The 15,720-nt window shown below is 69.6% G+C and carries 30 protein-coding genes; 27 read left to right on the top strand and 3 right to left on the bottom strand.

What is annotated here, in order from left to right; translation table 11 throughout:
- The coding region (locus tag BBK14_RS25955; protein ID WP_131802426.1) for a transposase at nt 1–461 on the bottom strand (461 nt) is incomplete at its 3' end.
- A gap of 838 nt (nt 462–1,299) precedes the next feature.
- On the opposite strand from BBK14_RS25955, the gene BBK14_RS35910 reads away from it, so the two are divergent.
- Complete coding sequence (locus tag BBK14_RS35910; protein ID WP_157904343.1) at nt 1,300–2,091, top strand: aminoglycoside phosphotransferase family protein; 792 nt, start codon at nt 1,300–1,302, stop codon at nt 2,089–2,091.
- A 7-nt stretch (nt 2,092–2,098) separates the two neighbouring features.
- On the opposite strand, the gene BBK14_RS25950 is transcribed toward BBK14_RS35910, so the two are convergent.
- Nucleotides 2,099–3,493 carry an NsdA family TPR-like regulatory protein gene (locus BBK14_RS25950; RefSeq protein WP_071065868.1) on the bottom strand — a complete coding sequence of 465 codons (1,395 nt, stop codon included), beginning with the start codon at nt 3,491–3,493 and terminating at the stop codon, nt 2,099–2,101.
- A 142-nt stretch (nt 3,494–3,635) separates the two neighbouring features.
- On the bottom strand, nt 3,636–3,971 hold the full coding sequence (locus BBK14_RS25945) for a helix-turn-helix domain-containing protein (protein WP_083391257.1): 336 nt from the start codon (nt 3,969–3,971) through the stop codon (nt 3,636–3,638).
- Between the two features lie 272 nt (nt 3,972–4,243).
- Between BBK14_RS25945 and BBK14_RS38530 the strand changes: the two genes are divergently transcribed.
- The 26 genes from BBK14_RS38530 to BBK14_RS25855 all read left to right on the top strand — a co-directional run bounded on the left by BBK14_RS38530 (nt 4,244) and on the right by BBK14_RS25855 (nt 15,650).
- The gene (locus BBK14_RS38530; RefSeq protein WP_157904342.1) at nt 4,244–4,402 is read left to right on the top strand and encodes a hypothetical protein; all 159 of its coding nucleotides are present in this window, start codon (nt 4,244–4,246) and stop codon (nt 4,400–4,402) included.
- Nucleotides 4,402–4,695, top strand: a complete 294-nt coding sequence (locus BBK14_RS25940) for a hypothetical protein (RefSeq protein WP_131802424.1) — start codon at nt 4,402–4,404, stop codon at nt 4,693–4,695. The genes BBK14_RS38530 and BBK14_RS25940 overlap by 1 nt, the downstream gene beginning before the upstream one ends.
- Entirely contained in the window at nt 4,692–5,093 is a 402-nt protein-coding gene (locus tag BBK14_RS25935) for a hypothetical protein (RefSeq protein ID WP_071065865.1), read from the top strand. The genes BBK14_RS25940 and BBK14_RS25935 overlap by 4 nt, the downstream gene beginning before the upstream one ends.
- Nucleotides 5,090–5,515: a hypothetical protein gene (locus tag BBK14_RS25930; RefSeq protein ID WP_071065864.1), complete on the top strand. Its 426-nt coding sequence runs from the start codon at nt 5,090–5,092 to the stop codon at nt 5,513–5,515. Before BBK14_RS25935 ends, BBK14_RS25930 begins: the two co-directional genes overlap by 4 nt.
- The gene (locus BBK14_RS25925) at nt 5,512–5,964 is read left to right on the top strand and encodes a hypothetical protein (protein ID WP_071065863.1); all 453 of its coding nucleotides are present in this window, start codon (nt 5,512–5,514) and stop codon (nt 5,962–5,964) included. The genes BBK14_RS25930 and BBK14_RS25925 overlap by 4 nt, the downstream gene beginning before the upstream one ends.
- Complete coding sequence (locus tag BBK14_RS25920) at nt 5,961–6,308, top strand: hypothetical protein (RefSeq protein WP_071065862.1); 348 nt, start codon at nt 5,961–5,963, stop codon at nt 6,306–6,308. The genes BBK14_RS25925 and BBK14_RS25920 overlap by 4 nt, the downstream gene beginning before the upstream one ends.
- Nucleotides 6,305–7,441 (top strand): hypothetical protein, encoded by a 1,137-nt coding sequence (locus BBK14_RS25915; protein WP_071065861.1) that lies wholly within the window; start codon nt 6,305–6,307, stop codon nt 7,439–7,441. Before BBK14_RS25920 ends, BBK14_RS25915 begins: the two co-directional genes overlap by 4 nt.
- Before the next feature lie 13 nt (nt 7,442–7,454).
- Complete coding sequence (locus tag BBK14_RS25910; protein WP_071065860.1) at nt 7,455–7,760, top strand: hypothetical protein; 306 nt, start codon at nt 7,455–7,457, stop codon at nt 7,758–7,760.
- Nucleotides 7,757–8,002, top strand: coding sequence for a hypothetical protein (locus tag BBK14_RS25905; RefSeq protein ID WP_071065859.1), 246 nt, complete (start codon nt 7,757–7,759; stop codon nt 8,000–8,002). The genes BBK14_RS25910 and BBK14_RS25905 overlap by 4 nt, the downstream gene beginning before the upstream one ends.
- Nucleotides 7,999–10,158: an FtsK/SpoIIIE domain-containing protein gene (locus BBK14_RS25900; protein WP_071065858.1), complete on the top strand. Its 2,160-nt coding sequence runs from the start codon at nt 7,999–8,001 to the stop codon at nt 10,156–10,158. Before BBK14_RS25905 ends, BBK14_RS25900 begins: the two co-directional genes overlap by 4 nt.
- 210 nt (nt 10,159–10,368) lie before the next feature.
- Nucleotides 10,369–10,716, top strand: coding sequence for a hypothetical protein (locus BBK14_RS25895; RefSeq protein ID WP_071065857.1), 348 nt, complete (start codon nt 10,369–10,371; stop codon nt 10,714–10,716).
- Nucleotides 10,716–11,009: a hypothetical protein gene (locus BBK14_RS25890; protein ID WP_071065856.1), complete on the top strand. Its 294-nt coding sequence runs from the start codon at nt 10,716–10,718 to the stop codon at nt 11,007–11,009. Before BBK14_RS25895 ends, BBK14_RS25890 begins: the two co-directional genes overlap by 1 nt.
- Before the next feature lie 37 nt (nt 11,010–11,046).
- Entirely contained in the window at nt 11,047–11,205 is a 159-nt protein-coding gene (locus BBK14_RS38525) for a hypothetical protein (protein WP_157904341.1), read from the top strand.
- 59 nt (nt 11,206–11,264) lie between these two features.
- Nucleotides 11,265–11,768 (top strand): hypothetical protein, encoded by a 504-nt coding sequence (locus tag BBK14_RS25885; RefSeq protein WP_071065855.1) that lies wholly within the window; start codon nt 11,265–11,267, stop codon nt 11,766–11,768.
- Nucleotides 11,769–11,799: 31 nt separating this feature from the next.
- On the top strand, nt 11,800–12,147 hold the full coding sequence (locus BBK14_RS25880) for a hypothetical protein (RefSeq protein ID WP_071065854.1): 348 nt from the start codon (nt 11,800–11,802) through the stop codon (nt 12,145–12,147).
- 61 nt (nt 12,148–12,208) lie between these two features.
- On the top strand, nt 12,209–12,379 hold the full coding sequence (locus tag BBK14_RS38520) for a hypothetical protein (protein ID WP_157904340.1): 171 nt from the start codon (nt 12,209–12,211) through the stop codon (nt 12,377–12,379).
- 90 nt (nt 12,380–12,469) lie between these two features.
- Nucleotides 12,470–12,643 (top strand): hypothetical protein, encoded by a 174-nt coding sequence (locus tag BBK14_RS38515; protein WP_157904339.1) that lies wholly within the window; start codon nt 12,470–12,472, stop codon nt 12,641–12,643.
- A 17-nt stretch (nt 12,644–12,660) separates the two neighbouring features.
- Nucleotides 12,661–12,828, top strand: a complete 168-nt coding sequence (locus BBK14_RS38510; RefSeq protein ID WP_157904338.1) for a hypothetical protein — start codon at nt 12,661–12,663, stop codon at nt 12,826–12,828.
- Nucleotides 12,829–13,491 carry an NUDIX domain-containing protein gene (locus tag BBK14_RS25875; protein ID WP_071065853.1) on the top strand — a complete coding sequence of 221 codons (663 nt, stop codon included), beginning with the start codon at nt 12,829–12,831 and terminating at the stop codon, nt 13,489–13,491.
- A gap of 8 nt (nt 13,492–13,499) precedes the next feature.
- Entirely contained in the window at nt 13,500–13,751 is a 252-nt protein-coding gene (locus BBK14_RS25870; protein ID WP_071065852.1) for a hypothetical protein, read from the top strand.
- On the top strand, nt 13,751–13,918 hold the full coding sequence (locus BBK14_RS38505; protein ID WP_157904337.1) for a hypothetical protein: 168 nt from the start codon (nt 13,751–13,753) through the stop codon (nt 13,916–13,918). The genes BBK14_RS25870 and BBK14_RS38505 overlap by 1 nt, the downstream gene beginning before the upstream one ends.
- The gene (locus BBK14_RS42415) at nt 13,900–14,121 is read left to right on the top strand and encodes a RapZ C-terminal domain-containing protein (RefSeq protein WP_116430156.1); all 222 of its coding nucleotides are present in this window, start codon (nt 13,900–13,902) and stop codon (nt 14,119–14,121) included. The genes BBK14_RS38505 and BBK14_RS42415 overlap by 19 nt, the downstream gene beginning before the upstream one ends.
- Nucleotides 14,122–14,148: 27 nt before the next feature.
- On the top strand, nt 14,149–14,328 hold the full coding sequence (locus tag BBK14_RS25865; protein WP_071065851.1) for a hypothetical protein: 180 nt from the start codon (nt 14,149–14,151) through the stop codon (nt 14,326–14,328).
- Nucleotides 14,329–14,421: 93 nt separating this feature from the next.
- The gene (locus BBK14_RS37880; protein WP_131802423.1) at nt 14,422–14,619 is read left to right on the top strand and encodes a hypothetical protein; all 198 of its coding nucleotides are present in this window, start codon (nt 14,422–14,424) and stop codon (nt 14,617–14,619) included.
- An 85-nt stretch (nt 14,620–14,704) separates the two neighbouring features.
- Nucleotides 14,705–14,965 carry a hypothetical protein gene (locus tag BBK14_RS25860; protein ID WP_071065850.1) on the top strand — a complete coding sequence of 87 codons (261 nt, stop codon included), beginning with the start codon at nt 14,705–14,707 and terminating at the stop codon, nt 14,963–14,965.
- A 160-nt stretch (nt 14,966–15,125) separates the two neighbouring features.
- Nucleotides 15,126–15,650 (top strand): pyrophosphohydrolase domain-containing protein, encoded by a 525-nt coding sequence (locus BBK14_RS25855; RefSeq protein WP_071065849.1) that lies wholly within the window; start codon nt 15,126–15,128, stop codon nt 15,648–15,650.
- The last annotated feature ends 70 nt before the right edge of the window (nt 15,651–15,720 follow it).

Raw genomic sequence — 15,720 nt, 5'->3', positions numbered from 1 at the left:
GGATAGTAAAGATGGTCGTCGGCCCACAGGGTGCTCACCGTGACCACGGCGTTGTCGGTCTTGCCGTACCGGCCCAGCCACTGCCGGCCCACATGCGCCGTCGCGGTGCCGTCCTTACGGTCCCCGGAGTCGTCGATCACCAGCACCCCGCCTGGGTGCGCGGCAGTAGCCGGGCCGGCCTGCAGCAGCTCCACCCGCCGGTCGTTGATCTTCTCCGGGTCCCACACCGACTCGGACAGGAAGAACTGCAGCCGCTGTACCRCCGGATGCCCCGCACCCACTACCGGCTCCGCCCCGGCCAGRCAGGTCAGCGTCTTGTTCCGGTCCCGCGGGGCCAGCAGCCCGGTCAGATACTCCCGGAACCCCCGCCGCTGCCCCAACGCCGAGAACAGATCATCAAACCGGGCAGCGTAATCCTCCAACGGGCCTGGTGCCGGCGGACAGGGCAGACGTCTGGTCATGCCAGCCTCCCTCCGCTCCTRAAAGACAACCAACAGAGCAGACCTACCCGCCACAACCTTGATCCAACGAACTACCGCTAGCGGCGGAGGGGGTGGGTGCCGCCGCGGTCGAGGTCGAGGGACTCGGGGGCGCGCAGCCGCACCATGATCGGCTGCACGCGGCGATTCCGGCGACACAGGCGATTCCGGCGACCCGGAGGACGGGGAAGCGGGGGAGTCTCCGGCCCCGCCCCTTCAGGGATGACCTGCGTGAACGCTCCTGGTCAGGCAGTGCGGGAGGGGGGATTCGAACCCCCACGCCCTAGGGCGGCAGATCCTAAGTCTTCCGCCGCCCGCGCGAAACAGGCGCCCTGACCTGCTGTGATCTCAAACGTCAGGCCTTGCTACGACGGGTCGTGCCGGGGATAGTCCGCAGCCGCTCTTGCGGCGGGGGCTTTCCTGCCCCCCGGGTGCCGGACGCACCCGTCTGCCCCCACCGATGCGGCGACCCTCAAGCTCCCGTCCGGGGATCGGCTTCTCGCCCTTGCCGAGCTCGCTCCACAGCGCTGTCTAGGGCGCGCGTGGTCGTGCATGCCGACTCGCTGCCGTCTCGGGCCCGCTCCCGGTGGCGCTAGCAGCCCGCTCATCTTGTTGGAGTTCATACATGTCACCTGCATCGCCAGGGTCACCGAGCACTACACCTCGCCCGATGGGCTGTGCCACATCGGGCCGACCGCCTAGCCTTGACCACATGGCGAGAGCAGGCGCGCAGGTCTTCAGTTCAGACTCGACTCGGGCTGCCCTAGGCACCGCCTGCGCGCGTTATGGGCTCAACAGCGCTGGCGCCAAATTGCTTCGGTTGGGAGAGAATGCTCTCTATCTTCTAGCAGAGGCCCCGGTAGTTGTGCGTATTGCAAGAACAAGGGATTACTGGGCTGACGCCGTTAAAGAGGTTCATGTATCGCGTTGGCTTGCTCGGTACCGCTACCCGGCTGCCCGGACCTACACTGTTTCGCAGCCGATCGACGCGGATGGTCATCCCGTAACGTTCTGGAGGTATATCGACGGACGCGATGGATCTCGTGAGGATATCGCGACCCTGGGGCATCTTCTGCGTCGCCTCCACTCTCTTCCGTCGCCCACAACCTTCCTCCTGCCGACCGAAGATGTGCTGGGGCGCGTGGAGGGCAGAATCGAGAAGGCGCCGATTCCGTCCTCGGATAAGGACTTTTTGTTCGGGTGCTGCGATCGACTCAATCGGGAGATATCGGACCTCGCTTTCCCTCTAGCGCCTTGCGTGACCCATGGTGATGCCCACGTGAACAACCTAATGATGCGTGACGGGGAAGGAGTGCTCATCGACTTCGAGAGGTTTGCATGGGGACAGCCTGAGTGGGATCTAGCAATGACGGCCACTGAGTACTGTTCTGCGGGGTGGTGGACTGATGCGGAGTATGCCATTTTCGTTGACGCCTACGGATTCGATGTGACTCGGTGGAGTGGATTTGACGTGCTCCGTCGAGTTCATGAAATCAAGATGACGACGTGGGTTATGCAGAATATTGAAGAGTCCGACGATATAGCGACAGAATATCTGCGGCGAATTGGAAGTATTAGGACTGGAGTTGTCGGCGGTTGGCGGGCTTTCTAGCCCTCGCTTAATCGCCGGAGGGTGTCGTGATCGGATAATGGCGCGCCAGTGTTTCAGAGAAGGAGATAGTTCGCGGATCTTTCGGATATCTGGCCCTGAGAGTGTGATCGAAATCGGTCAGGTAGCGAAGGTGCCGCTTGGACTGGAGTGAGACACCGAGGTCCACGGCCTCGGACGCCAAAGCGACCGCCTCGTCCAGGTCGCCGCCGTTGAGCGCGCCTGTCGCGTTGACCATCCCTATGAAGGCGCGTGTCCGGGGTGGCGTATTTATGGGGTCTAGCGCTTGCTCGCCAAAGATTCGGACTTCCTTCGATCTGCCTAGATCTCGGTAGCAGTGCGCGGCTTCGCCCGCTAGCTCCTCAGCGTTGAAGAACGCGATCCACGCGGGATCGTCGTTCGGATTGTGTCGTTCGAAGAGAAGTTCGGCGTTATGGATAGCTGTTGTGCACCCGCGAACGTCACCGAGGTTAGCTAAGGCGCGCGCTTCCATCGCAAGGGCGAGGCACACGGTAGCGACGCCCGACTTTCCTCGAGTCGCAGAATATGAAGCCCGTGCCAACTGGACGGCCTCGTCGAACTTGCCGAGGTAGTTAGCCTGATGGCTAAGGCTCGCGAGCATCCACCCGCCTAGCAATTCGTCTCCGGCCTCCCGTGCAAGCCGAAGTCCGTGGGCGTAATAGCGTTGCGCGGCCCCAAACCGCCCAGCATCGTACGCGCTCCAGCCCAGCAATTCAGCGACCTCTGCCGCTGCCCGGAATATCTCTCGACGTGTCGGGTCGGGGTGGTGTCTCTCGAGTAGGGGGACAACTTCCGTTCGGAAATAGAACAGTAGAAGCCGGCGGACATGGCCGCCACCGAAACGGAAATCCAGGTCCATCAGGTGGGAAGCGGTCGCGCGTATGGCATCCGCAGGACCCGGAGCCGAAGTTAGTGGGGTGAACCCGCCCGATTGTGTCTGTAGCGACGAACCGAAAAGGAAGCCCGTAATTAGACCTGGGGATGCGGTGTCCGTCCAGGGTGCCCGTACTGCGGCGGAATCGTCGCCGAGATCGGCCGTCGACAATGCAGCTAGCGCGTCCACAGATGCGTTCGAACTGGAAGGAAAAGCAGGTTCTCCGATTTGGCTGTCTAGGCCAGTTGGCGGAGCTTCTCGGAAGCCGATTTCTTTGAGGTGGACCGGGCGGCCGAGTTTTGAGCTGAGAGCAGTCGCGATATAGCGCGGTGTCTCCCCTCGTGGTTCGACCCCGTCAAGCCAGCGGCGCACCGAAACATGATCAGGAGATATCTGATGGCCGTCGCGTCGCGCGACGTCAGCCACCCGAACGGCGAGACCCTTGTTGCTGATGGACGCTTCGGCCATCACAGCAGCTAGGCGATGGTTCGGGTCCTTGCGGGTCGCCATATGTCGTCACCTCGCGACCCAGTAAAGCACTCCGTGCACCCCCTCGTGCACCCGTGCACCCCCGGCCCGCACTCCCTGCACCCCTGGGTCCGGGGTGTTTCCTCGTATGCATGCCGAACTTGATCCATCGCATGCCGGCCGCTCAAACGGGATCGGTAGCGCCCGGCCCGTCCCCAGCCAACTTGCTCAGGTGGGTGTCGATCCGGCTTAGGTGCTCACGAATCGCGCGGAGCTCCTCGACCAACCTGTCGTCGGTGCCGCCGGCTCCGGATTCGGCTGCGCTTGGTTCGGTCGGCTCGACACGGCGAGAGACCTTTAGCAGGTAGTCAGAGGGCCAACCCAGAGCCTCGCTGATCTTCGCCAAGGTGGCGGCGCTGCGCGTTCTGTCGCTGTCCCCTCGCGCCAGGTCTCGCAGGGTCGCTGTCGACACCCCCGACGCCTKAGCAAGCCACTTCTGGGAGCGTCCCTGTTCTTCCATACGGTCCTTGATCGCCGCCGCGACCGCTGGCCAGTCGTTTTGCACGCCGCCACCCCTTCGGGATCGCTAGAGATCTCTGATCCTACGACCACGCTCCACCAGCAGAACGTTCATCTCTGTTACTGCGATCCCAAGTTGGCGATGGATGGCGCTTGACTAGCGCTAGTTAGCGCTGTTCTATGGAGCACGTCACACCAGCGGACCCCCGGGGCACGCCGGCAAGCCTCGCCCCAGGGGTCCTGAGTCCGTCCCCTACGTGGAGGTAACAGACCTTGTTCAAGCATGCCTTGCCCCGGCCGTTGCCGGGCGATGACAACGGTGGCCGGCCGTGGCCGAAGCTGCCGAACGACCGGGAGCCGAAGCGCTGGGTTGTGATCGTGGACGACAAGGCGCCGGTGAACGGCAAGTCGGGTAAGGGTGGTGGCCGCTGATGGCCCGCACAGCTACCCGTCTGATGACCGCCCCGGTGACCGTGGCTGAGGCCACGGCGGCTGCGGGGGYTCGTGCGGACAGCCATTTCGGGCGGTACCTGGCAGCGTTGACGGTCTTCCGTGGTGACCGTCGGATGTACGTGTCGGTGTCCCGCCAGGACCTGAAGGTCGCGGCGGGTGCCCGGGGCCGGGCGATGGCGTCGGGGATGTGCGACCGGGACGCCTGGCGTGCGGCGCTGACCGTCGACCTGGACCGGCTGGTTCGGGGCGTGGCTGGGACGGACGTCCGATGACCGCCGCTGTCCCGTCCCCGATGGATCCGGCCGTCCTGGCGAAGCAGGCCGACGCGCTGCGTGCCGGTCTCGCGTTGCTGGCGATCGTGAACGGCGCGGTCCCACTGCGCATCAGCGCGCCTGCCGAGGGTCTCCTCTACGTCACTCCCGGCCGTGGGCTGGAGTACCGCTCGGACGTCGAGGAGGACGAGTACAACCTGGCCGTTCTGCGGATGCTGAGCGAGATCCTCGGGCGTCCCTTGATCGTGGGCGGCGGATCCGGCAGCTACCTGTCGGTGCGGATCACTCTCGTGCTGTTCGACGTCGAGGTCGAGATCTACGAGGTCGTGAACACCCCCGAGGGGCGGGACATCGCCCGCCAGCTCGCCACCCCGGCCCCGTCGGGGGTGGCCGCGTGACCCGCCGCTACCCGACTGACGCTCTCGACCTGGCCGGGCCGACCGCGGGGGAGCTGGCCGCGATCGAGGCCGAGTGGCCGTGGCGTGCCGCGGATCTTGCCGAGGTGGATCGGGAGATCGCCGCGATCCTGGCCGCCGACACCCCCAGCGCGGCGCTGGTACCCGCTGCCGAGCAGCCGTCGCTGCTGTGCGGGGGTGTTCCTTCCCAGGGCAAGACGGCCGCCGCGGGTGCCCTCGCGCTGGGTGCCGCTCTCGACCCCGGCGCTGTGACGGTCGGTGGTGCCGGGCAGGGCAAGACGTCGCTTGCCGCTGTGGTCCTTGCTGGCCGGTCGTATGCCGATCTCCCTCCGTCCCTGCGCGGGGCCTGGTTCTGGCGTAACGCCCGGCTCGTCGCCGCCGGCACCGGCGAGGTGGCGTCATGATCCTCGATCTGCTTGCCGTTGCTGTGGTGCTGGCCGGGGCGTTCGTCCTTCGGCTCGGTCTGCACCGCCGTCCCGGCCGCGGTGGTGAGCCCGGGTGGGTCGGCAACGACCTGTCCGCCTGGCATGCCGCGCACCGTGACCCCTTCGGGGAGGTGTGGGCGGTGACCCCGCCGTGCGGGTCGGGGCAGTGGTCGCTGTTCGCGCCCGGCTCGCCGACCGGCGGGGCGTGGCCCTACCTCGACGTGGCGCCCGCGGCGACGCATCCCACCGCCGGCTACGGCGGGGACAGCGACCGCACCGAGCTGGCCGACGTCGAGTCGTGGATGCGCTCGTGGGTGGAACAGGCCAGCGGCGGGCGGGTCACCGCGATGGTCGAGGGCTGGAGTGAGCCCTACGGGCCCGACGGTGACCTGGCCGAGTACGTGATCTACGCCCGGGTTGCCCGGTGAGCGCCGCGGCGGGGACCGTGCCGGCCCGGAATGCCTCCGAGGCGATCAGGCAGATCAACCATCGGACGTTCGGGCCGGCCCGCACGCCCGCGGAGCTGGGTAGCACGGTGGTCGCGCTGGCGGAGATGGCCGCCCGGCTTGTGCAGGCCTGTGAGCAGCTGGGTCGGCAGGCCGACGAGATGGCGTTGCGGCCGGGGCTGTACGACGACCGCGGTCAGAGCGCGCAGCGCACGGCGCGACAGGCGGCGGAGTGGCTGCGTCGGTCGTCCGAGCGGACCGAGGCGCTGGCCGACGCGCTGACCACGGCCGCGGTGGACCTGTCACATCTGGGGGTGAACCGGTGAGCTGGGCGGAGGAGCGCCGCGCGGACCGCGACGCCGCGCGGGCTCAGGACCGTGCGGACCGGGCCGCGGAACGCGACCAGGACCGGCAGGACGCCGCCGCGGCGGCGAAGCGCCAGCGGGAGGACCAGGCCGCCGACGCGGCGGCGAAGGCCAAGCGGCAGGCCGCGCAGGACAAGAAGAAGAAGGACCGCGCGGCGTGGCGGGCGCAGCATGCGGTGGAGCTGCTGGTGTACCCGCTGGCGGTCGTGTCCGCGGTGATGGCGATCCCCGCGATGGCGATCTACGGCTGGCATCTGTACGGCAACCCGACCGGTCTCGTGCTCCCGCTGCTGTCCGAGTTGGGTGTGTGGGTGTTCGCGATGGCCGTTCTGGTCTCGCGGCGCCGTCACCCTGAGCGGCCGACCACGATGCTGACCGCTGGTGTCGCGGTGTTCGGCGCGGTCGCGTTCACCCTGAACTTCCTGCATGGCGCCACCGGGACGGGGCTGCTGGCTGGTCTGGTCATGGGCATCGTGTCCGTCAGTGGGGTGGTGGCTCACCAGCTCGCGGTGGCGGCCCCGCCGCGTAGCCGGGCGGAGCGGGCCCAGGCCCGGATCGAGCGGGCCGCCGCCCGGCGGGTCGCGCGGGCCCGGCGGATCGCCGCCCGGCGGGCGCCGGTGGCCCTGGCCGCCGACGGGACCGCCCGGCTGGTCTACACCCCGGGGCTGTACCTGCCGGCCCGTGGCCGACTCGCCACCCCGCCCCCGCCGGACCCCGACGCCGCCCCGCCAGCCGGTCCGGGCGCCGACCCGTGGGACGCCGGACTCGCGGAGCTCGTCGCCTGCGAAACCGACTCGACAGTACCCGGAGCATCGCCGGTTCAGACCGACGCGGATTCCGGCCCTGAGCTGGGCGGATCGGGTCCGGTGGCGCTCCTGGACCCGCCGTCGCAACCCGACTCCACCCCGGGGGCGGACCGGCCCCGTCCCGCGACCCGCACCGACAAGCAGGTCCGCGCCGCCGCGAAGCGAATCGCCCGCCGTCACGGCAAGCCGGTCACCGCCGAACAGCTCCGCCGCGATCTGGAGATCGGCATGGCGCAGGCCCGGCGGCTACGCGACGAGCTCAACGCCGAGCTGTACCCGAAGCCCTGACCCGGAGGCAGCCATGTACCACACCGATGTGATCTGCGATGAAGGCGACTGCGACACCGACGCCTACCACGTCGTGACCAGCGGGGAGTCGACCCGCCGGGTCTGCGGCAAGCACCGCGGGACCGCGATCAAAGACCTCAAGTTCCTCCACCCCGGCGAGCGCGTCGACGTCGAACGCGGATCCGAAGCCGTCCGCGGGTCGGTCCAGCGCGAGCAGATCGCCGCCGACCAGCGCCGATGGAACGAGAACCGGCGGCGCGCCACCGAAGCCGCCCCGCCCGCACCCAAGCAGGGCCGCCTCCGCCGGGGTCGACGGTGACCGGCGATGTGCAGTCCGATCTGCGGCGGCTACCGCTGTGGCTCGCGGTCGCCCTAACCATGGTCGCGTTGATCGTCCTGGCGTTGCGGGCTGTTGGGCTCGCGGTCGCGGTGGTCGTGACGACCGCGGAACGGGTCGACGTCGCCGCCRCTGTCCGGGCCGGGATCACTCCGCTGGGTGCCTCGACCTGGCTGATCTCCGCCGCCGCCGCTGGCTCGACTCACCCGGGAGGTGACCGATGACTGAGCAGACCCACACCCCCGCCCCCGAGGACACCCCGTCCGGCGGTGTCGTGCTTCCTGGCCCGTGGACCCCCACCGCCCTTCCTGCCGGCGGGGAGGTGTTCGACGGTGAGGTGATCGACCAGCAGGGCCAGGTCGTCACCCCCCGCCCCGCCGGCACGCCCGCGCGGCGGCCGGTGGCGCTCCCCACGGTGCCGGTGGGAGGCAAGGAGATCGCTCGTGCTGCGGGCCGGGTGGTGGTGCAGTCCGCGCAGGGGCATGTCGTACTCGCCCGCCGGGCGGTGGACGCGGCGACCCACGCGGCGATCCGGGAGCAGATCCAGGCCGCGCGGGCTCGCGGGGACCGAGCCGAGGTGGCGGAATGGCTGGACCGGCTGAACGCGGCGAAGGAAGCCCGCCGCCAGCGGGTGACGGACCTGCCCGCCGCGCTGAAGGCCGTCACCGTGTCGACGGTGGCCGTGATCGTCGTCATCGCCGCCACGCTGCTGGCCGCCGGCATCCTGGCCGGGGTGATCACCCCGTTGGGGGTGGGGTGGGGTGACTACTGGCACTTCATCGGCTGGTTGCTGCGCCTGCTGGTCACGGCCGCGACCGTGCTCGTTCCTCTCGCGGCGGCCGGGGCTGTCCCTGCCTGGCTGGCGATCACCCGCCGCGCTGGCCAGGACGGTGCCGTGCTGCCTGCCCGCCTCGCCCGCCCCGGACAGCGCCCGGTCGATGACGCGCCGATCACCCCGTCGATCGTGGTCACCGCTCTGCGAGACCTCGGTATCGCCCCGTTGGCCAAGGCGATCCGGGCCATGCCCGACCACGGTTCGGGCATGCTCGGACCGATCCGGATCGCGGGCTGTGGCGTGGAGGTCGACGTCACCCTGCCGTCCGGCACGTCCACCAAGGAGGTGCAGGACCGGCGCCGCAAGCTCGCCGAGAACCTGGGCCGCCACGAGCACGAACTGTTCATCACGATCCCCGAAGCTGCCCGCACGGTCCGGCTGTGGATCGCTGACTCCGGTGCGCTCGACGAGCCGATCGGCCCGTCCCCGCTGGTCATCGACCCTGAGCTGACCGCCGACTACCGCGCGGGCCGGGCCCCCTGGGGTCAGGACTTGCGCGGGGATGCGGCGCTGATCAGCCTGTACCAGCGCCACCTGCTGATCACCGGTCTGTCGAATCAGGGCAAGACCGCCAGCCTGCGCGCCCTGGCGCTGTGGCTCGCCCAGGACCCGACGGTGGAGTTCTGGATCGCTGACCTCAAGGGTGTGGGCGACTGGGGCATGTTCGAGGGCATCGCGACCCGGCTCATCCAAGGCCCCACCGACGCCCACGTCATCGCCGCGACCGAGATGGTCGAAGACGCCGTCACCGAGATGGAACGCCGCAACGAACTGGCCCGCACCGGGGGCACGTTCCACCCACTGATCGTGATCGTCGACGAAGCGCAGGTCGCGTTCATGTGCCCCGCGCTCGACGAGCTCAGGCGGCCCTACGGTGGCACCAAGGCCACCTCCCGCTACTTCATGGGCGCCCGCAAGATGCACAACCAGGGCCGCGCGGTCGACGTGCTGCTGTGGCAAGGCACCCAGGACCCCACCGACCAGAACCTGCCCAAGCTCGTCCGCGAAGGCGCGCACATCCGCGCCGCCCTGGTCGTGGGTACCGAAGCGCAAGCCAAGATGGCGCTCGGAGACAAGGCCGTCAACGGCGGCGCCGCCCCGCACGTGCTCCGCCAGGGCCTGGACAAGGGCACCCTCGTCGTGGCCGGTGACGGTGTCCCGCTCCCCGCCGGGGAATCGTCGATCACCATCCGGACGCACTTCATCGACGACGACGACGCCACCGCCCTCGCCGAGCGGGCCCGGGACCGCCGGGAGGCCGTCGACACCAACGCCACCGGCGTCGCCGAGTCCGAGGACCGCGACCCGCTCGCCGACATGCTCACCGCCCTGCGCGGCGCCGACCGTGAGCGCACCCAGGTCGTGCTGTCCCGGCTCATGGACCTCGCTCCCGGCTTCTACGAGTCCTGGTCCACCACGACCCTGCGCGCCGCGCTCACCGCCTACGACTCCGACACCCACAAGTCCGGCCAGATGTACGTCACCGCCCAAGCCGTCCGCCAGGCCATCACCGTCCGCGACCGTCAGGCGCAGGGAGGCCAGTAGGGAGGACCCGCGGAGGCAGGGAGTTCTCCCTACCCGCCTCCCTACCCGACCTCCCTACTCCTACCAGCGAAAACATCCCGCCAGGGAGGCGGCTGACCGCCTCCCTGACCCTCCCTGGACCCCGCGAGGAAGGCCCTGCCACCCCGTGGCACTGCCTCCCTCCCTACCCGACCACGCCCACCGACAGTTACAGACAGTGAGGAGCCTCTGATGGTCACGACACCGGCCACGCCCCCGCCCCCGCAGGGCCTCAACGCCGCGGGCAGGGCGCACCAGGCCCAGCATCCCGGGCACTGCGCGTACTGCGGACACAACGACCACGGCCCGCTCGCCGCTGACGACGGCTCCGCGGTCTGCGCGCCCTGCCGGAAGCGGATCCGGGCCAACCGTCGGGCGAACCGGCAGATCGACGCGAACCTCGCCGCCGGCCGGGCCCGGCCGTACGACGTGCCGAACAGCCCGTACCGGGCCTGCCGCGCCTGTGGCACCCGCGGCCCGCTGCGGACCACCTCCCGCGGTGATGTCTGCGCCGCCGGCTGCACCCCGGCCGGCCGCTGATGGGCCGCCTGACCGGCTGGCTCGCCCGCCAGGCCGAGAAGGACGCCGCCCGCGACGAACAAGCCGCCCGCGCCCGGCGGATCGGCGCCCACACCGCCCGCACCGACGGCGCCGCCGCCGGACTCGCCGCGTGGGCCCGGGAGTCCACCGGCGCCACCCGTAACGGCCGCCTCCAGATGCCCCGCGTCGAGTGCGGCACCTGCCACACCCGCCGTCCCCGGCGCGCCGACGGACGCCCCGCCGCCCACCGCCACCACGGCCAGCCCTGCCCCGGCGGAGGACCCGCCCGCTAGCCATCCCACCCCAACCCCGCGCAGGAAGGACCGGCCCATGGCCCCCACCCGTACCCCCACGCCCGACCCGCACCGCCAGCTCGCCGAGTACCGCGCCCGCAGGGACCGACTGTTAGCCGCGGTCGGCCCGCTCACCGTCTCCCAGCGGGAACGGCTCGCCGCGGTCAACGCCCAGATCACCGCCCTGGGCGGATAGCCGACGGATCGGCCGCATTCGACCTTTCCGCCCCTACCGAGTCCGAGGAGGACCGATTCATGACCAGCCCGACCCCACCCGAGACCGCCGGCGACTGCGAGGTCTGCCGAACCCCGGTCGCCCTGGCCGACCCGTGCGTGTGGAGCGACGAGACCTACCCGACCCACGTCGCATGCGTGGCCGCGCTCGAGCTGACCCGGTGGGTCTGGGCCGGGGACCTGGCCTACCACAGCACCGCCGTAGAGATCTGGGCCACGGGCCAGGACCTGGACAACACCGACCCGCGTGTGCGGGAGGCGGGAGACATCAACGACTGGCTGATCGAGACGCGCGGCGAGCTGGAACGGCGGGCCGGGCACTGGGCCGCGACCCCGCTCGTCGGGCTGGCCGCCGCGCTCGACGCGACAGGCGCAGACCACCTGCCGGCGTGGGTCGTCGACAGCATCCACGCCGCCGCGGCGCTGCGCGTGCTCGACAACGACATCCACAGCGCCGACGCCGAGGCGTTGCAGCCCGGCCGGGAGCTGCCCGCGGTCGGGATCTACGCGCTGCTGACCGACTGACCGAAACCCACCCCGACGAAAGGACGCGATCATGGCTCGCGCCGCCAAGCCCCGTACCTGCTCCCGCTGCAAGGGCACCGGCAAGCAGGGCAAGCAGCTCTGCAAGGCCTGCAACCCGTCAGGCGCCATCGGTGACCGCGTGGTGGGTGCCGCGCAGCGCTGGTCCGACCGTGCCAGCGGGAACTCCGTGCGGGTCACCACCGCCGGCATCACCGAGACCCGCCGGGGCCGGCAGTCCACCCGCGTGGACATCGACTCCCTGCCCCCGGGCCACCTGGCCGCGAACCGGGCCCGCTGCTCCTGCGGTGCCACCGACTGGCTGCACCACAGCCCCCGCGGCAAGACGACCTGCCTGCCCGGCCACGGCTGCAACCGCTGACTCTTCCGCTCGCGCTGTAAAGCCGCGCTGCCCCCGCTCCGTCTCCAGACAGGACCCCACGATGCCTCGCCCCCGTAGCCCTCGCCGCCACACCCGCGCGCAGCTCCGCGCCCGCCAGACCCACCTCACCCGCGCCCTGGGCGTCGCCGCGCGTATGCACCCCGACGACGAATCCGTGGACGTGCTGTCCGAGTATCTCGACGGTCTGCGGCCACCCCCGCGCCGCTCATAACCACCCCGGGGCTTTCACTAAAACCAAACCCGCACGTTCCCGGGCTACCGCCATGCCGAAAACACCCGGCCAGCGAAAGAAAGCAGAACGATGGACCCCCGTGATCCGCTCACACCGCAGGCCGGTGCGCAAAAGCAGATCGACCGCCTGAAGGACTGGGTGCAGCGGAACAAGCCGACCGGCGCGGAAGCCGCCGACATCACCCGCCGGATCGCCCTTCTCTCCTCCGAGATCGCCGCGCTGCGTGGCGTTCACCGCCCCTAACGAAAGGACACCTTCCGATGGCCAAGAAGGAGATCACCCGCCGGGAGTTCGGTCACCTCGCGACCCGGATGCTGACCGGCGGAGCGCTCGCGATGAACCTCAACAGCGCCCGCGAGCCCGAACTGACCCTGGAATACGACACCGGCACGGCCAAGAAGAACAAGAAGTCGAAGGGCGGCAAGTAGATGACCACCGACATCACCCCCCACGAGCTGACCGAGGCCGGGATCGCCGCCGGCCTGTCCGCCGGCTGGGTCCTGGACACGGTGACCGACCCGACGGCGGTCCTGGACTGGCCGGCCCGTCAGGCCGCCGCCCTGATCCCGTTCGAGGTCGTGGACGGTCGCCCGGTGAACCCGGCCGGGCCTACCGGGCGGATCGGGCGGAACCTGAAGGCCTGGGGGGAGAACCAGGCCGCGGACCCGATCGTGGTCGCTGATACCGCGGCCGGCCGGCGGCTGCTGCTGATCCGCCGCGACGACACCGGCGAGTGGGCGATCCCCGGCGGGATGGTCGACCCCGGAGAGACCGCGAGCGTCGCCCTCATCCGCGAGCTGCGCGAGGAGACCGGCCTCGGCTACGCCGAGTGGGCCATGCGCGTCCTCGACCGGCGGATCGTTGACGACCCGCGCAACACCGACTGGGCCTGGATCGCCTCGACCGTGGCCCTGATCGCGATGCGCGAGACGGAGCCAACCGCGGGCAGCGACGCCACCGACGCCCGCTGGTGGCCGTTCGACACCTTGACCGGGCTCGCCGGGGCGATCCGCGCCGCCGGGGACCGGCTCTACCCCGCCCACGAGCCGTTGCTCACGCTCGCGCTCACCCATCTGACCGGCGGGCGGTAACCGGCCCGATGAAACGCCGCGACAGTTGGACACGCATCGATCCCACCGACCTGACCCCCGGCGACATCATCACCGAAACCAAGGATTCCAAGGTGCTGATTCTCGTCGACCGCATCCAGGTGTTCCCCGACTACTGGAAGCCGTACGCGATCGTCCACGGGAACGCCGTCGGGACGGGAAAGCGCGTCACGCTGCGCCTCGAAAATCCTGTCCCGCTGCACCGGGCCCGCAACCTCGACCGCTACCAGGAAACCGCCTGATGACACCGAAGAGCAGCGGGATTCGGATCGTGTCGTTCGGCTACCTGCACGGACGTCCACCGGGCGTCGACATCATCGTCGACCTGCGGGAGTTCCGTGACCCCACGCCGCCGAACACCTCCGCCACCTCACCGCCAACGACCGGGAAATCCAGGACATCGTCCTGAACACCCCCGGTATCCGCCAGGCCATTCACAACGCCGTCAACAACGCACGGGAACGGCTCGCCACAGGCCACCGGACAGTATCGATCGCATTCGGCTGCAACGGAGGACGCCACCGCGCACCCACCGCCGCAAACAAAGCCGCCGCCGACCTCGGGACCACCGCCACGTACCGCGACATCACCAAGCCCGTCATCAACCGATAGTCACATACAGAGAAAAGGAGCGTCGGCATGAGCGGAAACGACAAGCGGAAGCGTTGGAGCGAAGTCGTGAACGGCCACCTACTGGAAATCGAACAGGTAGGAGACGAGGTGCATCTCCGCTCCTACGACAAGAACGGCAAGCTGAAGTTCTCCCAGACCGTCACCGCCCGCGAATTCAGGCAGGGACTCCGCAGCCGTAGACAGTAGAAGCCGCCGCCGACCTCGGGTCGCCGTCAGGAATCGCGACATCACTAAGCACGCCATCAACTGGTAGATCACCCATCGAGAAAGGGTCGTCACGTGAGTGGTAGCAGTAAGCCGAAGCGCTGGAGCGAGGTCGTGAACGGGTACCGGCTCGAAATCGAAAGAGCGGGCGACACGGCGCATCTGCGCTGCTACTACCTGGACGGCCGGCTGAGGTTCAGCCAGACCCTCACCCCCCGCGAGTACCTACAGGAACTCCGTTCCCTGCGGGCCCTGAGCCACAGCAGGCAGTAAGTCCCGACCCCGGTCCGGCGCGGCGGAATTCTCGCCGCCGCGCCGGACCACCCCCCTATTACCCGCCCGCTGGAAAGGACTCCGCATGTCGGAATACGTGGACCCGAAAGCCCTGCATTCGGGTGACGTCGTCTCGCCGCTGTTCAACCCGCAGTTTCGCATCGTCGTGGACCACATCGGTCTCTCCACGCTCGGAAAGGCCCTACCCAAGCACAACCCAGACCTGCCGCCGTCCACCCCCGTCCGGCTGATCTTCGGCACGGAGGAACGGTTCGGGACCCCGGACCGGATCCTGATCGACCCCGCAGACCAGGTTCGCCGCCACCGCCGCGCCGACACCCGATAACCCGCCGCGCCGGTCACCACGACCCCCGACCGGCGCCCGCCACGCAGTGCCGACCCTTCCGCAGCGGACGCCGGCCGGGACCTGAACGTCACCGGCCGCCCGGCCGGCTCCCTGCCCCCACCTCGACGACACACCTTCACCGGAAAGGGACCCACGCCGCATGACCACCACCAGCCACCCCGCCACGCAGGCCAGCGCTCTGCACGTGGTCACCGACGACGACGTCACCCGCGCCGGACGGCACTACGACTTCAGCTCGGACGGTGGCGCCGTGCACGACCCGGCCGGCCTGCGGTCCGCCCTCGACGCCGACCGCCAGCACCTCGCCGAACAGCGCCGCGCCGCCGACCCGGCGCCCGATGACCTCTCCGCCCTGCCGGTCCTCGCGCAGGTCATCAGCGCCGCGCTGATCCGGGCGTTCCCCGACTCCGACGAGCAGGTCCGCCAGACCCTCGCCCTGGCCGAAGAAGCCGGCGAGTTCGTCCAAGCCGCCCGCCGCTACCTCGGTATGGCCCGCACCCCCGGCGAGCTCGAGCCGGTCACCGCGGAACTCGCCGACGTCGTGATCACCGCGTTCGTCACCGCCGAAGCGTTCGGGATCGACCTGCCCGCCGCCATCGCCACCAAGACCAGCACGGTCCTCACCCGCGGGTGGCGCAACACCCCCGCCCCCACCACGGCCTGAACGCACCGGCCGCCCCTCACCGACTCGTTCACTGCCGCCCCAGTCTTCCCCGTCCTGCCCCGGAAGGGAC

The sequence above is a fragment of the Parafrankia soli genome, assembly GCF_001854695.1.
Taxonomy (GTDB): Bacteria; Actinomycetota; Actinomycetes; order Frankiales; family Frankiaceae; genus Parafrankia; species Parafrankia soli.
This window is presented reverse-complemented; position numbering and strand designations above follow the sequence as displayed.

Excerpts from the sequence above, each read along its gene's own strand:
- BBK14_RS38525 (WP_157904341.1), top strand. The coding sequence starts at position 11,047 with ATGGCCCCCACCCGTACCCCCACGCCCGACCCGCACCGCCAGCTCGCC.
- BBK14_RS25950 (WP_071065868.1), bottom strand. The coding sequence starts at position 3,493 with ATGGCGACCCGCAAGGACCCGAACCATCGCCTAGCTGCTGTGATGGCC.
- BBK14_RS25865 (WP_071065851.1), top strand. The coding sequence starts at position 14,149 with ATGAGCGGAAACGACAAGCGGAAGCGTTGGAGCGAAGTCGTGAACGGC.
- BBK14_RS25935 (WP_071065865.1), top strand. The coding sequence starts at position 4,692 with ATGACCGCCGCTGTCCCGTCCCCGATGGATCCGGCCGTCCTGGCGAAG.
- BBK14_RS25895 (WP_071065857.1), top strand. The coding sequence starts at position 10,369 with ATGGTCACGACACCGGCCACGCCCCCGCCCCCGCAGGGCCTCAACGCC.
- BBK14_RS25910 (WP_071065860.1), top strand. The coding sequence starts at position 7,455 with ATGTACCACACCGATGTGATCTGCGATGAAGGCGACTGCGACACCGAC.
- BBK14_RS38505 (WP_157904337.1), top strand. The coding sequence starts at position 13,751 with ATGACACCGAAGAGCAGCGGGATTCGGATCGTGTCGTTCGGCTACCTG.
- BBK14_RS25900 (WP_071065858.1), top strand. The coding sequence starts at position 7,999 with ATGACTGAGCAGACCCACACCCCCGCCCCCGAGGACACCCCGTCCGGC.
- BBK14_RS38515 (WP_157904339.1), top strand. The coding sequence starts at position 12,470 with ATGGACCCCCGTGATCCGCTCACACCGCAGGCCGGTGCGCAAAAGCAG.
- BBK14_RS25885 (WP_071065855.1), top strand. The coding sequence starts at position 11,265 with ATGACCAGCCCGACCCCACCCGAGACCGCCGGCGACTGCGAGGTCTGC.
- BBK14_RS38520 (WP_157904340.1), top strand. The coding sequence starts at position 12,209 with ATGCCTCGCCCCCGTAGCCCTCGCCGCCACACCCGCGCGCAGCTCCGC.
- BBK14_RS25890 (WP_071065856.1), top strand. The coding sequence starts at position 10,716 with ATGGGCCGCCTGACCGGCTGGCTCGCCCGCCAGGCCGAGAAGGACGCC.
- BBK14_RS25860 (WP_071065850.1), top strand. The coding sequence starts at position 14,705 with ATGTCGGAATACGTGGACCCGAAAGCCCTGCATTCGGGTGACGTCGTC.
- BBK14_RS25875 (WP_071065853.1), top strand. The coding sequence starts at position 12,829 with ATGACCACCGACATCACCCCCCACGAGCTGACCGAGGCCGGGATCGCC.
- BBK14_RS25880 (WP_071065854.1), top strand. The coding sequence starts at position 11,800 with ATGGCTCGCGCCGCCAAGCCCCGTACCTGCTCCCGCTGCAAGGGCACC.
- BBK14_RS25870 (WP_071065852.1), top strand. The coding sequence starts at position 13,500 with ATGAAACGCCGCGACAGTTGGACACGCATCGATCCCACCGACCTGACC.
- BBK14_RS25925 (WP_071065863.1), top strand. The coding sequence starts at position 5,512 with ATGATCCTCGATCTGCTTGCCGTTGCTGTGGTGCTGGCCGGGGCGTTC.
- BBK14_RS38510 (WP_157904338.1), top strand. The coding sequence starts at position 12,661 with ATGGCCAAGAAGGAGATCACCCGCCGGGAGTTCGGTCACCTCGCGACC.
- BBK14_RS25855 (WP_071065849.1), top strand. The coding sequence starts at position 15,126 with ATGACCACCACCAGCCACCCCGCCACGCAGGCCAGCGCTCTGCACGTG.